The sequence below is a fragment of the Flavobacterium sp. 103 genome, from assembly GCF_003096795.1.
In the GTDB taxonomy this organism is placed as follows: Bacteria; Bacteroidota; Bacteroidia; order Flavobacteriales; family Flavobacteriaceae; genus Flavobacterium.
In genome coordinates, this window is sequence record NZ_QENX01000001.1 from 2,179,279 (window position 1) to 2,193,209 (window position 13,931).

At 36.4% G+C, this 13,931-nt stretch carries 15 protein-coding genes; 3 read left to right on the forward strand and 12 right to left on the reverse strand.

Going from position 1 to position 13,931, the window contains the following annotated elements:
- Positions 1 to 33: 33 nt before the first annotated feature.
- From C8C85_RS08785 to C8C85_RS08820, 9 genes are all read right to left on the reverse strand, one after another.
- Positions 34 to 444 (reverse strand): GPW/gp25 family protein, encoded by a 411-nt coding sequence (locus C8C85_RS08785; RefSeq protein ID WP_116796736.1) that lies wholly within the window; start codon positions 442 to 444, stop codon positions 34 to 36.
- 4 nt (positions 445 to 448) lie between these two features.
- Positions 449 to 739: a PAAR domain-containing protein gene (locus C8C85_RS08790; RefSeq protein ID WP_116796737.1), complete on the reverse strand. Its 291-nt coding sequence runs from the start codon at positions 737 to 739 to the stop codon at positions 449 to 451.
- A 1-nt stretch (position 740) separates the two neighbouring features.
- Entirely contained in the window at positions 741 to 2,408 is a 1,668-nt protein-coding gene (locus C8C85_RS08795) for a phage baseplate assembly protein V (RefSeq protein ID WP_116796738.1), read from the reverse strand.
- Between the two features lie 6 nt (positions 2,409 to 2,414).
- On the reverse strand, positions 2,415 to 3,185 hold the full coding sequence (locus C8C85_RS08800) for a hypothetical protein (protein ID WP_116796739.1): 771 nt from the start codon (positions 3,183 to 3,185) through the stop codon (positions 2,415 to 2,417).
- Positions 3,182 to 3,355: a DUF5908 family protein gene (locus C8C85_RS18450; RefSeq protein ID WP_165818108.1), complete on the reverse strand. Its 174-nt coding sequence runs from the start codon at positions 3,353 to 3,355 to the stop codon at positions 3,182 to 3,184. The genes C8C85_RS08800 and C8C85_RS18450 overlap by 4 nt, the downstream gene beginning before the upstream one ends.
- Positions 3,356 to 3,374: 19 nt before the next feature.
- Complete coding sequence (locus tag C8C85_RS08805; RefSeq protein WP_116796740.1) at positions 3,375 to 3,833, reverse strand: phage tail protein; 459 nt, start codon at positions 3,831 to 3,833, stop codon at positions 3,375 to 3,377.
- Between the two features lie 4 nt (positions 3,834 to 3,837).
- A complete protein-coding gene (locus C8C85_RS08810) occupies positions 3,838 to 4,278 on the reverse strand; it encodes a phage tail protein (protein WP_111408249.1) in 441 nt (146 codons plus the stop codon).
- 65 nt (positions 4,279 to 4,343) lie between these two features.
- Positions 4,344 to 6,299, reverse strand: a complete 1,956-nt coding sequence (locus tag C8C85_RS08815; protein ID WP_116796741.1) for a phage tail sheath C-terminal domain-containing protein — start codon at positions 6,297 to 6,299, stop codon at positions 4,344 to 4,346.
- Between the two features lie 46 nt (positions 6,300 to 6,345).
- Positions 6,346 to 7,020 (reverse strand): DUF4255 domain-containing protein, encoded by a 675-nt coding sequence (locus tag C8C85_RS08820; protein WP_165818109.1) that lies wholly within the window; start codon positions 7,018 to 7,020, stop codon positions 6,346 to 6,348.
- 257 nt (positions 7,021 to 7,277) lie between these two features.
- Here C8C85_RS08820 and ileS point away from each other — a divergent pair, with 257 nt between their 5' ends.
- The 3 genes from ileS (at position 7,278) to C8C85_RS08835 (ending at position 11,818) form a co-directional block, all read left to right on the forward strand.
- Entirely contained in the window at positions 7,278 to 10,745 is a 3,468-nt protein-coding gene (ileS, locus tag C8C85_RS08825; protein WP_116796743.1) for an isoleucine--tRNA ligase, read from the forward strand.
- 4 nt (positions 10,746 to 10,749) lie between these two features.
- Positions 10,750 to 11,130 carry a TraR/DksA family transcriptional regulator gene (locus C8C85_RS08830; protein WP_077372364.1) on the forward strand — a complete coding sequence of 127 codons (381 nt, stop codon included), beginning with the start codon at positions 10,750 to 10,752 and terminating at the stop codon, positions 11,128 to 11,130.
- An 85-nt stretch (positions 11,131 to 11,215) separates the two neighbouring features.
- The gene (locus C8C85_RS08835; RefSeq protein WP_116796744.1) at positions 11,216 to 11,818 is read left to right on the forward strand and encodes a lipoprotein signal peptidase; all 603 of its coding nucleotides are present in this window, start codon (positions 11,216 to 11,218) and stop codon (positions 11,816 to 11,818) included.
- Positions 11,819 to 11,880: 62 nt separating this feature from the next.
- Here C8C85_RS08835 and C8C85_RS08840 read toward each other — a convergent pair whose 3' ends face one another.
- Genes C8C85_RS08840 through C8C85_RS08850 form a run of 3 tightly spaced genes read right to left on the reverse strand, consistent with a single transcriptional unit; the run spans position 11,881 to position 13,914 of the window.
- Positions 11,881 to 12,075 carry a hypothetical protein gene (locus C8C85_RS08840; RefSeq protein WP_116796745.1) on the reverse strand — a complete coding sequence of 65 codons (195 nt, stop codon included), beginning with the start codon at positions 12,073 to 12,075 and terminating at the stop codon, positions 11,881 to 11,883.
- A gap of 44 nt (positions 12,076 to 12,119) precedes the next feature.
- Positions 12,120 to 12,683, reverse strand: a complete 564-nt coding sequence (locus C8C85_RS08845; protein ID WP_116796746.1) for a 5-formyltetrahydrofolate cyclo-ligase — start codon at positions 12,681 to 12,683, stop codon at positions 12,120 to 12,122.
- Positions 12,652 to 13,914 (reverse strand): pyridoxal-dependent decarboxylase, encoded by a 1,263-nt coding sequence (locus tag C8C85_RS08850; protein ID WP_116796747.1) that lies wholly within the window; start codon positions 13,912 to 13,914, stop codon positions 12,652 to 12,654. The genes C8C85_RS08845 and C8C85_RS08850 overlap by 32 nt, the downstream gene beginning before the upstream one ends.
- Positions 13,915 to 13,931: the final 17 nt, after the last annotated feature.

Sequence of the window (13,931 nt, forward strand, 5' to 3'; positions counted from 1 at the left end):
TTTAGTATAACAGTTCAATAACAGAAGACAGTCTTATTTTATGTATGTTCCTTCTTCCAGATAAAAAGGATATACGTAATTCTGTCTCGAGTTGGTGGTTCTTACAGTGTATTCTATTTCTAATTTTATCAGTCCCTGTGACGCTTCTTCGGAACTAAAAGAAACATTGTTGAGGTCTATTCGGGGTTCATACTTGAGTATCGCCATTTTCACAATCCCTTTTATCTTGGTTAGCAGTGTTACGGTTATGTTTTCAAATAATAAGGGTGTCAGATTGCACCCAAAATCAGATCTTAAAATGCGTTCCCCGAGCTGCGTTTCCAAAAGAATTTGCAAACTTTGGTTGATGTCCGTCACTCCATCTACCGTTTCCACTGACCCGGAAATGGAATTGAATGTCGGTGGAAAACTCCAGCCTGTACCTATAAATTTTTCGTCATTCATGTTTTTAACCTCCTATTAAAACTGTTGGACATCCTAGTATTATTGTTCCTCCATGTGCTGTTGAATCACCCATTCTTGCAGCTGCTTTTCCGCCAATGGTAACGGTTGCAGAGCCTTTTGAAATGGAATCAGGCGGACCCGTACATATACAATTGTCTCCGACCACGGCTGCGGGCATTCCACCTATTAGTACAGTAGTATTGCCTCCCGGCAAAATAGGTCCGCCCACATGAGGAACTGTCCCAGTTGCGGATGGACAAACGTGCATATCCGTTGCTCTTGCTGCTGCTGGCATATTAGTTTATTTTTATGATACTCCCTTTCAATTCCATATTTCCGGAGGCATTGACAGTGCAACCTGTCCCGTCAATTTTTACATCTCCAGATGCTTTTACGATAAAGTCTTTGCTGCTTTCTATCGTAACTCCATCTTTGTTCATCGTTATTTTATTTTTGTTTTCGTCTTCTAGGACAAATCCTTTTTCATCATCGCTTATGAGGAGTTTATTTCCTTTTTTGGTACTGAGTTCAATTGATTTTTTCTCGTCGTCTAGTAGTATTTTGGTGCCTTCTTTGGTAACAAACCCTTTTATATAATTTTCTTTTTTGATGGGGTTGGGCATTGGTTTTGCACTGCTGTACAAACTTCCCAAAATAATAGGAGTGTCTGGATTATTTCCCAAGCAACCCAATATAACTTCATCATCTACACTTGGTATAAAGTAACTTCCCATTTCTTTTGAGGCATTGAGAGTGGCAAGTCTGGCCCAAACGCCTTCTCCTTTTTCGGACAGTGTAGGGATGCGAACTTTAATCCGGAATTCCTTATTGGGGTCTTCCTCAATTTGTACCACAACGCCTATTTGCAAACCGCTTATAGCATTCGTCTGACCCATTTGTGCTTGTGGACTCGCTGTTTGTTTACTTGCGTTTTCTGCAAATGAAGGTTCTCCCTCAAATCCTAAAGTGTATTCGGTTTTCCAATTTCCATTCTCAATAGTGTGTTCTATGGCACTAATGATGATGGCTTTATCATCTATTTTTTCGTTTACCTTGTTGCATTTTATAAAATCACCCGTATGCGCTTCCAGATTGCCAAAAGTTTGCACTTTTCCATTAATGGTTTGTAGTTCGCTTTTTTTAAGAATCGCTTTGAGCATTCGTTTTACAGTCGCTTCACTAAATCTATTTTCATTGAGTTTTATTAATTTTTCAAAAGGGTTTATGGCTTCTTGTGTTTCTTCGGTTTTTACTATTTTTTGAGTAGCAGAATCCCAATGCTCAATGATTGCTTTTTTTAATTTTTTGGTTTCATCTGATTTTCCCGTAAAAGAGAAAACATTAATACCATTTTCGGCTAAATATTTTTCTGTAGGAGGCGTTTTTAGTAAATCGACGCCATTAAATTCACCATTTTTTATAGAGACAAAAACCCCAACCGAATCCAAATAGCCTAGTACAAAATCCCAAGGCAACGTGGCCGAGTTGTGTGTTATTTTTTCTTTCCCCCAATCTTTCCCAGACAATTCATCATTGAGTTTTAGTTTTTTGGTAAATAATTTTAGTTTGTCTTCAAAAGTTTGATTATTGGTTTCCGGTTCTGTACTGGGCAATGTCATATCAAAAGCAATGTCTTTGCATTCAATTTTTATATTGATAAAGTTGCCGTCCTGTACTTTTTCAGTAGCTTTTATGACTCCTTTGAAAAGTGTTTTTTTTTCTTTTTTAATAGTGGCATTAAAAGTGATTTCATCATTTTCCTTTAAGGCATCACTCGGAAAAGTTTCTTTTTTATCTATATCCTTATTTGAAGCAATAAAAGTGAATTTTGCCGATGGTATTTTATTCAGCTCAAAATGAACGTGTGCTTCTTTGAGCAAGGTATCCAATCCATCGTTTTTATCCTTCACCAGAATTTCCAGTTTCAAGACTTCATCTTCATCGATATAGGGTTTTATAGGCATACTCGATTATTTTATTGGTGGAAAAATCAATTTTTGACCAAAACGGATATTTCTAAAACTCAATAACGAGTTAGATTGGGCTACATCTATATAATAGTTTGGATTTTCATATATGTTTTCAGCGATGAGAGTAAGCTTATCATTCATTTCAAATTCGCGTTCATGAGTCAAATCTGGAGAACTTTTCTTTTGCTCGGCGAGCATGGTTTTGTACGAAACTGTTCCTTTGAAAGTGCATTTGGCTTTGGCTCTAATGGGTCTTCCGTCTTTTCGAAACAAATAATATTCAATTTCCATGTTTTTCAAACGACATTGCAGGCTATAACCTCCCCACAAAAGTTGTAAATAGGCCGTATGATGCGTTTTTCCATTGTAGCCTAACAATAGATTTTTAAAGGCTTCCAAATCTTCTTCTACCGATTTAACCTCGTCAAAAGGATTGACTATGGCGGGTTTCAATGCATCAAAAACATCGCCTGCTTTGTCCAGAAATGACATTTTACCTTTTCCATCTTTTATTTTCCCGGGAGGAACGACACCCGAACTGTCAAATAGAAATTCGAAAGTTACTTCTTCACCTTCTATTTTGTTAAATTTCAAATCATTGCCAGTAGCACCCATAGGCTGACCTTCAGAAAAAACAACATTGTGTTTCATGGTGTATTTCTCTGGATTGAGTTGTACAAAAATGGTTTTCTTCGGGTCTTTATCGTACTCATTTGTCTCAAAAACCTCAATCCTCATTTTGTCTATAATGCCTAAAGCCGCTTGTATCATCGTTCGGATTTTTCTTTTATTTTTTCTAAAACTTTATTGGTGCATTCTCGAATAAGATCCGATTTTATAGATTCTAGTTGCACTTTGTCCAAAGGAGAATGGGATTGAAAAGATGGTTTATCCTCTTCAATTTTTACTACAATGCGCAGTTCTTTAATTTCTATTGGCATAATTTTGTGCGTTAGTTATTTAAAAACTCGGAATCGGAATTTCTTTAAAGAAATTGTATTTTAAAGCAATGGATTCAATGACAATTTTGTTTTCTTCGGCATTAAAATCCCCGTAATCTATCGATAATGGAATGGCATGAGATACATACCAAGCTTTTACGGGATTTCCGTTTTCGTTCAATAAAGAAACCAACAGATTGGCTGGACTGAAATTGAAATTTTCGATAGCATTCAGACACCACATCGACACGCCTGACATATCCGAAGTGAGTCCTCTTTTGAGCACTAAATCCTGATATCCCGATCGAATGGGTAATTGATGGGTGAATCGGTTCTGTCCGCCTTCTTTTACCGATTCCATTTCTAGAGTTCCTTTTAAACCGCCCACACTTTGAAACTTGGTATCGATACTAAACTGAGGTAACAGCTCGAAAATGACCGAGAAATGGAAACCTACTATGGGATTTGAACTCGCCATGCTATTAAGCTACATGTTCCATCGTAAATCCGTGGTTGGCAATCTCGACTGTATCTATTGCAGCTTCGTTTGCATCAGCTTTCATGTCTGAGCATTTTAAGGAAACAATGAAGCAATCTTTTACTTTCCAAACTACCACGGGAGTATGATTTTCGTTCAAAAGCGAAATGGTGATATTACGTCTCTCGACAGTGTTCATCGCTACGGTATTGTACCATTGATAAAATTCATTGTCGCCTGCAAAAACACCTCTTTTGAGTGAAATGTTGCTTAATTTTTGCAAACCGGGCATTTTTTTCTTGAAAAACTCTGGACTGGAACCTACACGGTGCTCTATAACATCCATTTCTTTATTTAGACCGGAAACCTCGGTGAAAGCTATTTTTGTACCGCCCCATTCTACGCTAAAATGGAACTTTGGGATAGGAAAATCTGTATTAGGCATAACTTTATATTTTTAAATGTTAGTTACTAAATATTATTTTTTCGAATCATGCTCTTTATGGGAGCTTACGATTTTTGTTGCATTTGTTTGAATTCAAGAATAATGAACTCAGCGGGTCTGGATGGAGCATATCCTATTTTTACAATCAATCTTCCTTCCAGAATATCTTGGGCAGTCATCGTTTGATTGATTCCCACCGCCACAAAAAAGGCATGCTCTGGTTTGGCTCCAGCCAATGCACCATCATTCCAGATAGAAGTCAGGTAATTTTCGATCATTCCTTTTACGTTTACCCAAGTTTGAGAAACATTAGGTTCAAACACATAACGCATACAGGCTTTTTTTACTGACTCTTCAATCATATTGGCAAGGCGTCTCACGTTGACATAGCGCCAATCATTACTGTTTCCATCGAGTGTGCGTGCTCCCCAAACCAAAAATCCTTTGCCTGTAAATTTGCGAATTGCGTTGATCGATTTTCCGGTTTCATGAATATTCATGGGCTCTTGGTCAAGGTCATTGATGTCTCTGGTTAGTCCAATGATTCCGTTGATGCTCACATTGGCGGGTGCTTTCCAAACGCCTCTTGTGCCGTCGGTTTGGGCATAAATACCCGCTATGGCACCACTTGGAGGAACGGTATTCATGCTTTGGGACAATTTTGAAACGATGCTTCCATAAATTGGCATTTGTGCGATGAGGTTATTTTCCTGAACCAATTCGTATTTGTAAACAGCATTTACGGCAGTGTCTAATGTGTTTACCACTAAAGTGTGTAATTTGTTGAGTTCGGCTTGAATTTTTACAAAATCGGGTTCATTATGGGCAGGAACTGGACCGGCAACAGGAATTAAATTACTTAATTTGCCATCGTATTCGTTTACTGGGGATTCTGTAATTGCAGAAATGGCACCCCAATTACCATTAAAATCGCCATCATTTATGGTTAATGCTAATGCAGTAACTAAAGTTAGGCCATCAGGTTTTATTAATTTCTCATATGCTTTTCTAAAATCAATTAATTTTTGAACCACCGGTTTCAAAGAAATAGATACTAAATCGTCATTGGTATAGGTTACTAATTTTGGGTTTGAAAAATCGTTTGGTTTTGCAAACACTTTGATGAGATTCCAGCTTTTTGTTAAATTGGAATTTAGTTTTGTTGCGTTTACTGTTGGTGTCCAATCTAATAATTTGTTGGCATTAATTGCATTTGTGCTACTTGTTTTTAAACCAGAAACATCTGTATGAAGGCTTTCAAAAGAAGTGATGTTTGCTTTAAGATCGTTGTCGTTCGGGTAAAATTGTTTGAAACCGCCAGATGGTGCCAATGCCGTATTGATGTCCGACAATCTAAAAGCTTGTGGGAAATTGCAATTCAGATATGGATAATAAGCCGCTCCATATTTTAGATTATTGGTTCCAATGCCATCTCTAAAATCTTCGTTGTCTTTAATTGGAGTTTTTGCTTTATCATATTTTACATCCATAATGACAAATCGATCCATTAGTTTTTGACACTGCATTAAGGCTTGTTTTTGGACTTCACCAAGATCTGTAAAGGCAAGATTCACAGCATCTGGAAACAGGAGCAAGGTAGGTTCGTCGAATTTTTCAATAGCCGCAACACCTGTAATGAATTTGGTTTTTGTACCAGCATCAAAAGCGGGTGCATCTGTATACAAACCAATGGATTGAATGTAGCATTCTCCTCCACCATTAGCATAAAAAAGTTGCAAACTATTGTAGAGTTTGAATTTACTTTCAGCGACAGTACAGTTATCGGTAGGCAAGGAATTCGCATCTAAGTCGACTGTAATTCCCGTAGGTTGAGGTGCCCCTCCATAAAGTTGTTGAAATTCTAAAAAGGAAGATACCCTAGTGACAATATTAGGGGTTGGAGCATTTTCGGTAAAGCCCACAAATGCAGGTACGGCAGTCGCTACTTGAGCAACAGAAGGCGGGAATGCATCAATCTCATTGATGTATACCCCAGGTGTTTTAATAGAGCTAATATTCATGACTTAATATTTATTGGTTCTTAATTTGCTGGAATGCTAAGTTTTTTTATTCTAACAGGAATGAACTGGCTTCTATTTCTCCCGCTATATCACTTTTATCATTAGTCCAAAGTTGAACTTTTGCCTTATCGATGACGGGATCTGTTGGTAGGTTATTTTCGTTTTGAACACGTATCATTCGCATGGAGTACAATACAGAGGGCATGTATTTGCTTCCTAAATAAGACCACATTTGGTTGAGTTGCTCCGACTTTAAACTGACTAAGTCGAGAATAATTTTATTCATTGATTTAGCTTGATTTTCGGAGACTTCGGTCTGTTCAAAAAAATTGGTATTATCATAATAAAACACGTTGTTGTTTTGCAGGCATTTAACAATGTATTCTAATTTATCTAACCCTTCGGCATATTTGTTTTGGTTTTTATTGTAAGAAGTAAACAATAGTGACAAAATCAAGTTTTGGGTAGGCTTTTTATATTTCTCAATGGAGTTGCCATTTCCTGGATATTCTTTGTATAAAGTTTGATTTTTTAGCGTTTTATCTTCTTCAATATTTACTATGGAAAGAATCATCGAAGATTTTTCTTGTAAAAATTCATCACCATCATTCAAAGTGGCAACATTTGTTAGCTCGATACTTACTATAACTCCATTATTTGATGCAGTAATTTCAGAAGTTATTTTCTTGGAAAGTTTGTCAAGTATTTTAGCTAAATTCATTCTGTTTAAATTTATTAACTTACTGATTAAGAGCATCAAACGTACAAATATTTTAAAAATCAAATGCGCGTATAATTACCTGTTTTTAATCTCTAAACTGCTTTGCATGAATTTATTGGACTTATTTTTTTAATAATTTAAGGGCTTAAATAATGGCTTGATAAACAAAAAATAACTAAGAGTAACTTTTACTTATGCTCATTGCCTTTTTATTTTAAAATTTCTTACTTTCGCACCACGATTAAGAAAAGGATAAAATGAGTACAAAATTTACTGAATACAAAGGACTTGACTTGCCAACAGTGGCGTCAGAAGTGCTGGATTTTTGGAAGGAAAAAAACATTTTTGAGAAAAGTGTGACCACTCGAGAAGGAAATGAGCCTTTCGTATTTTTTGAAGGACCACCTTCGGCTAATGGATTGCCTGGAATTCACCACGTAATGGCACGTGCGATTAAAGATATTTTTTGCAGATATAAAACCCAAAAAGGATTTCAAGTAAAGCGTAAAGCCGGTTGGGATACCCACGGTTTACCCGTGGAATTGGGTACGGAAAAAGAACTTGGGATCACCAAAGAAGATATTGGAAAAAAAATAACCGTAGAGGAATATAACGAAGCATGCAAGAAAACCGTAATGCGTTATACCGATGTATGGAATGACCTGACCGAAAAAATGGGGTATTGGGTAGATATGGAAGATCCGTATGTGACTTACAAATCCAAATACATGGAATCCGTTTGGTGGTTGTTAAAGCAAATCTACAACAAGGATTTGATGTACAAAGGGTACACTATTCAGCCGTATTCTCCAAAAGCGGGAACAGGTTTGAGCTCACATGAGGTGAACCAGCCAGGAAGTTATAGAGACGTTACCGACACAACGGTTGTGGCTCAGTTTAAAGTTTTGGAAGACCAAAAAGAGTTGGTTTTTAATACTTTTTATGATTACATCAGTTCTAATAATTTAAAGCATTATAAGTTCGAAAGACTGGATTTGGACGAAATTCATTTCCTAGCTTGGACGACTACACCTTGGACTTTGCCAAGTAACACTGCCTTGACAGTTGGACCTAGAATTGACTATGTTCTGGTGAAAACATTCAATCAATATACTTTCCGTCCATCGAATGTGATTTTGGCTAAAAATTTGGTTGGCAAACAATTTGGAAAAGGATTTTTTGAAAGTACCGATGCTTCTGATTTTGAAAATTTCAAAGAAGGAGACAAAAAAATACCGTTTCATATACTTGCAGAATGTAAAGGTGCCGATTTAGTTGGTATTCGTTACGAACAATTATTGCCTTTTGTTTTGCCATACCAAAATCCAGAAAATGCTTTTAGAGTAATTTCAGGTGATTTTGTAACTACAGAAGACGGAACCGGAATTGTACATACTGCACCAACTTTTGGAGCTGATGATGCCAAGGTTGCCAAAGAAGCTACTCCCGAAGTTCCTCCAATGTTAGTGTTGGATGAAAATGAAAACCCAGTTCCATTAGTGAATTTACAAGGGAAATTTATCCAAGGATTAGGGCAATATTCTGGCAAATATGTTAAAAACGAATATTATATAGCTGCAGATGGAGCTGCTCCAGAACGTTCTATTGATGTAGAGATTGCCATTCAATTAAAAGAAGAAAATAAAGCATTCAAAGTAGAGAAATATGTGCACAGTTACCCACATTGCTGGAGAACCGACACGCCTATTTTATACTATCCTTTGGATTCTTGGTTTATAAAAATCACCGAGGTTAGAGACCGTATGTTTGACTTGAACGAAACCATCAACTGGAAGCCAAAAGCTACAGGTGAAGGACGTTTTGGGAATTGGTTGAAAAACGCCAACGACTGGAATTTATCTCGTTCTCGTTTTTGGGGAATTCCATTGCCTATTTGGAGATCCGAAGACGGAACCGAAGAAATACTGGTTGGATCGGTTGAGGAATTATACAACGAAATTGAAAAAGCAGTTCAGGCTGGTGTTCAAGTTGAAAATCCATTCAAAGGATTCGAGATTGGAAACATGTCTGAGGAAAATTATGATTTGATTGATTTGCATAAAAATGTGGTTGATCAAATTACGTTAGTTTCTGCTTCAGGGAAAGCGATGAAGCGTGAGGCCGATTTGATAGACGTTTGGTTTGATTCAGGAGCGATGCCTTATGCTCAATGGCATTATCCATTTGAAAACAAAGAAAAAATAGACGAAAACAAAGATTTTCCTGCGAATTTTATTGCTGAAGGTGTAGATCAAACTCGTGGTTGGTTCTATACGTTACACGCTATTGGAACTTTGGTTTTTGATAAAATTGCCTATAAAAATGTAGTCTCAAACGGATTAGTTCTAGACAAAAATGGACAAAAAATGTCCAAACGTTTGGGTAATGCAGCCGATCCTTTTGAAACCTTAAAAGAATACGGACCTGATGCTACGCGTTGGTATATGATTTCCAATGCCAATCCTTGGGATAACTTAAAATTTGATTTAGAAGGAATTGCTGAGGTACGTCGTAAGTTCTTTGGAACGTTGTACAATACGTATTCGTTCTTCAGTTTATATGCCAATATTGATGGGTTCAAATATGAAGAGGCTGAAATTCCAGTAAACGAAAGACCTGAAATAGACCAATGGATTATTTCGGAATTGAATACTTTAATTGCTGAGGTAGACGGTTATTATGATGATTATGAGCCTACAAAAGCGGCTCGTGCGATATCCGAATTTGTTCAGGAAAATTTAAGTAACTGGTACGTTCGTTTATGTCGTCGTCGATTCTGGAAAGGTGAATATGCACAAGACAAAATCGCTGCTTATCAAACGCTTTATACTTGTTTGCTAACGATCAGCAAATTAAGTGCTCCAATCGCTCCGTTCTTTATGGACTCCCTTTACAGAGACCTGACAAAAGCAACACAAACAGAAAATTTTGAGTCTGTACATTTGGCTCAATTCCCTGTTTCAGTTGAAAAGTATGTTAATAAAATGTTAGAGAGCAAAATGCAGAAAGCGCAGACCATTTCATCACTTGTCTTATCACTAAGAAAAAAGGAGATGATAAAGGTGCGTCAGCCGTTGCAAAAGGTAATGATTCCGGTACTTGACGAGAATCAAAGACTCGAAATCGAAGCGGTTTCAGACTTAATAAAAGCGGAAGTAAACGTGAAAGAAATCGTACTTTTGGACGATGCTTCCGGGATTTTGATTAAACAAATAAAACCAAATTTTAAAGCTCTAGGACCTCGCTTCGGAAAAGATATGGGATTGATTTCCAAAGAGATACAAAAATTGACTACAGAACAAATCTCACAATTTGACAAGGAAGGTTCGTTAACCATTGTAATTGCGGGAAATAGTGTAATTTTATCACTAGAAGATGTAGAAATATCATCACAAGATATCGAAGGATGGTTGGTTGCCAATTCAAACGGAATAACAGTTGCGTTGGATATTACAATTTCTCCCGAGCTGAAACAAGAAGGAATTGCAAGAGAATTGGTGAACAGAATTCAAAATATCCGAAAAGATACAGGATTTGAAGTGACTGATAAAATTAAAGTTCATTTGCAAAATAATGATACTTTGGAAACAGCAGTAAAGGCCAATGAGGACTATATTAAATCAGAAACTTTGACAGAAACCCTTGTTTTTGAGGAAATTATAGAGTTTGGCACGGAAATTGACTTTGATGGAATAACAACAAAAATAACAATTACAAAAAATTAGTATTATGGTAGATGAAGTTGCAAGATACTCTGACGCTGATTTAGCAGAGTTTAAGGAAATCATTCAGATTAAAATCGTAAAGGCTCAAGCCGATTTAGATTTGATTAAAAGCGCCTACATGAATGACCTTAACAATGGTACGGATGATACATCTCCAACGTTTAAAGCATTTGAAGAAGGTAGCGAAATCATGTCTAAAGAAGCAAACTCACAATTGGCGATTCGTCAAGAAAAGTTTATACGAGATTTAAAGAATGCATTATTCCGTGTAGAAAACAAAACCTACGGGGTTTGTAGAATCACAGGAAAATTAATCGGAAAAGAAAGACTAAAAATCGTTCCTCATGCCACAATGAGCATCGAGGCAAAAAACTTACAAAGATAAATGTCTTATCATTCAATAATTAACGCTCCTTTGGGAGCGTTTTTTTTGGTTAATTTATTACTTTTACGCCTTTAAAAATTTAAAAATGTCATTACTCAAAGCTTATTTTCTCATCACTCTTATATTATTGGTCGATCAAGTTTCTAAAATATATATAAAAACAAATTTTGTTTTAGGTGAAGAGGTTCATGTATTCAATTGGTTTCAGATTCATTTTATCGAAAATGAAGGAATGGCCTGGGGTACCAAAATTCCTGGAGCCTATGGAAAATTAATCTTAACTGTTTTTAGGCTTTTTGCCGTAACAGGAATCGGTTATTGGTTGTGGGATGCTGTTGAACGAAAAAAGAGTTCCAATTATCTGATTGTCGCTATTGCTTTGATATTGGCCGGTGCAGTTGGAAACATTATTGATTCTGTTTTTTACGGTGTTATTTTTGACGATAGCCACCAACAATTGGCTACAATATTTACAGACAAACCCTATGGGACTTGGCTAAATGGACAAGTTGTCGATATGTTTTATTTTCCTTTCATAAAAGATTATCCTATGCCAGAATGGATTCCTTATTTTGGTGGACGCAATTTTACTTTTTTCAATGCTATTTTCAATGTTGCCGATGTGGCCATTTCAACAGGTGTCGGAATTTTGATCGTGTTCAACAAAAAAGCATTTCATAAACATTAATTATTTTGCTTTTTTGAAAAAATAAAAGAGGCTGATCTTTATGAGATTGCCTCTTTTTCGTTTTATTTATTATGACCAGGAGCGTGATTTTTGGCACTTTTTTCTCCAGTCATTTTTTTGGCTTGCCCTGGAGGAACCTGTTTTGTTTTGGTTGAACTATGGGTTGATCCTATTCCAACACTGCAGTTTGTTAATGTAACAGCAAATAGAATAATCAGAATTTGTGTTGTAAATCTTGGGGTTTTAAAGATTTTCATAATTTAAGTATAGGTTTTAAAAACGCAAAATTACTGTTTCTAAACTAGAATTCATAAACCCCATTTGGAGTCACACAATAATCCAATAACACGTCACTCTCAAAAACATCTGAAATGAGTTCTTCAGGTTCAAAGAAGGACAGGCCAATTTTAATAGTTTCTGGTTTGCATTGTGACAGAAATTTATCATAAAATCCTTTGCCATAACCTACGCGGTTTCCTTTTTTGTCGAAAGCCAAAAGCGGAACAAAAACAACTTGAATTTTTGTGGCAGGAACTTCAAGACCGTCTAAAGGTTCGGGGATGTTGTATTCGTTTTTTTGTATTCGGGTATTGTCTGTCAAAAGAAAATGAGTCATATTTCTGGTCTCAAAATCGCTTTTTGAAATCACAATTTCTTTGTCCTTTCCGGACAAGAGGTGCAGTATAAATTCGGTATTGACTTCTTTCTGCTCTTCAATGGGTAAAAAAACATGAAAATAGGTTTTATCCCAAATAGGCAGTTTCAATATTTCATTGGCAATAGCCAAACTCTTTTCCTCGATCTCAATCTCGGAGAGTTCTTTTCGTAATGCTTTATACTTGGTTCGTAATGCTTTTTTCAACATAAAGTGATTCTTTTAGATCGTGTATAAAAGTACTCAAATGATCTACTTCTACATGATCCATAATCACAATTTTATACCATGAATTATCACCATTGTGTTTTTGGGGTACCAAATCAAATTTTTTGACCAATGCTTTTTCAATGTATTGAGCTTGAATGGTAACAATATTCATAAAAGGTTCTCTAAAATAGGCTACTTTCAATTCGTCTAATCGGTCGCAAAGCCACTGCGTTCTCATTTGTAAAATACGCACTTTTTCGCACCAACCGAAAGGACCATAGGTGAATAAAATCATCCAAACTGCTACAGCATTGGAACCTGATCGGCTACCACAAAGGGTTAAATCCATTCCTTCTATATATTCAGCCTCTTTGGTCAAAACGTTTTCAATTAAACCTTTTCGGCAAAGAAAAATACCCGTGCCATAAGGGGCTTGTAGCATTTTGTGAGCATCGATGGTTATGGAGCTGATTTTTGGATTTTCAAAATTAAGTTCCGATTCTTTGTTACTTAACGGATAGATAAAACCACCATAAGCACCATCAATATGTATTTTATAAGTCAAATGATGTTTTTCTAAAACCTCGATATAATCGTTGGGATTGTCAATAGCTCCAAACATGGTAGTTCCCATATTGGAGATTACGATGAAATATTTTTTGCCTTTTTCTTTGGCCTTAATAATGATGTTTTCCAATTGGAAAGTGTCAATTTCTCGGGTATTGAAATCAACCGGAACTTTCAGCCAATCAAGCATCAGGATATTGGCCGCTTTTGGGATAGAGTAATGAGTGTCTTCTGAGGCTAAAATCGCAATTTCATACGGATTGGCACCAAGTTTATAGCTGAAATAATTGCGATACATCCAAATGGCTTGAATGTTGGCTTCGGTTCCACCTGGAGAAATGTATCCGTCATACGATTTGGGTTGTGCTTTGAAAAGATCAACTGCCAGTACATCCAAAACTTCACGTTCCATTTCTTGAGTACCTTTAAATGCTTTTTCGGAAGTACCCAGAGTATGACAGCCAATATGGTTGGGATTGGCCACATAAGTTTTCAAAGTGGGCGCATCTGTCAAAAAAGAGGCATCCTCATAATATACTTTACTGTCTAGTTTTGAGGCTGGGTATCCTAAAGAAGTGTCCAAAGTAAAATTGACATTTTCCTCTAATGCTTTCTCAATTCGGGCCTGTCTCTCTTTTTGGGATAACTTTTTCCAATATAACATAATCTCAAATTTTATTC

What these genes read in the sequence shown, in the direction of transcription:
- C8C85_RS08785 (WP_116796736.1), bottom strand. Translation starts at nt 444, where the DNA reads ATGAATGACGAAAAATTTATAGGTACAGGCTGGAGTTTTCCACCGACA.
- C8C85_RS08790 (WP_116796737.1), bottom strand. Translation starts at nt 739, where the DNA reads ATGCCAGCAGCAGCAAGAGCAACGGATATGCACGTTTGTCCATCCGCA.
- C8C85_RS08795 (WP_116796738.1), bottom strand. Translation starts at nt 2,408, where the DNA reads ATGCCTATAAAACCCTATATCGATGAAGATGAAGTCTTGAAACTGGAA.
- C8C85_RS08800 (WP_116796739.1), bottom strand. Translation starts at nt 3,185, where the DNA reads ATGATACAAGCGGCTTTAGGCATTATAGACAAAATGAGGATTGAGGTT.
- C8C85_RS18450 (WP_165818108.1), bottom strand. Translation starts at nt 3,355, where the DNA reads ATGCCAATAGAAATTAAAGAACTGCGCATTGTAGTAAAAATTGAAGAG.
- C8C85_RS08805 (WP_116796740.1), bottom strand. Translation starts at nt 3,833, where the DNA reads ATGGCGAGTTCAAATCCCATAGTAGGTTTCCATTTCTCGGTCATTTTC.
- C8C85_RS08810 (WP_111408249.1), bottom strand. Translation starts at nt 4,278, where the DNA reads ATGCCTAATACAGATTTTCCTATCCCAAAGTTCCATTTTAGCGTAGAA.
- C8C85_RS08815 (WP_116796741.1), bottom strand. Translation starts at nt 6,299, where the DNA reads ATGAATATTAGCTCTATTAAAACACCTGGGGTATACATCAATGAGATT.
- C8C85_RS08820 (WP_165818109.1), bottom strand. Translation starts at nt 7,020, where the DNA reads ATGAATTTAGCTAAAATACTTGACAAACTTTCCAAGAAAATAACTTCT.
- ileS (WP_116796743.1), top strand. Translation starts at nt 7,278, where the DNA reads ATGAGTACAAAATTTACTGAATACAAAGGACTTGACTTGCCAACAGTG.
- C8C85_RS08830 (WP_077372364.1), top strand. Translation starts at nt 10,750, where the DNA reads ATGGTAGATGAAGTTGCAAGATACTCTGACGCTGATTTAGCAGAGTTT.
- C8C85_RS08835 (WP_116796744.1), top strand. Translation starts at nt 11,216, where the DNA reads ATGTCATTACTCAAAGCTTATTTTCTCATCACTCTTATATTATTGGTC.
- C8C85_RS08840 (WP_116796745.1), bottom strand. Translation starts at nt 12,075, where the DNA reads ATGAAAATCTTTAAAACCCCAAGATTTACAACACAAATTCTGATTATT.
- C8C85_RS08845 (WP_116796746.1), bottom strand. Translation starts at nt 12,683, where the DNA reads ATGTTGAAAAAAGCATTACGAACCAAGTATAAAGCATTACGAAAAGAA.
- C8C85_RS08850 (WP_116796747.1), bottom strand. Translation starts at nt 13,914, where the DNA reads ATGTTATATTGGAAAAAGTTATCCCAAAAAGAGAGACAGGCCCGAATT.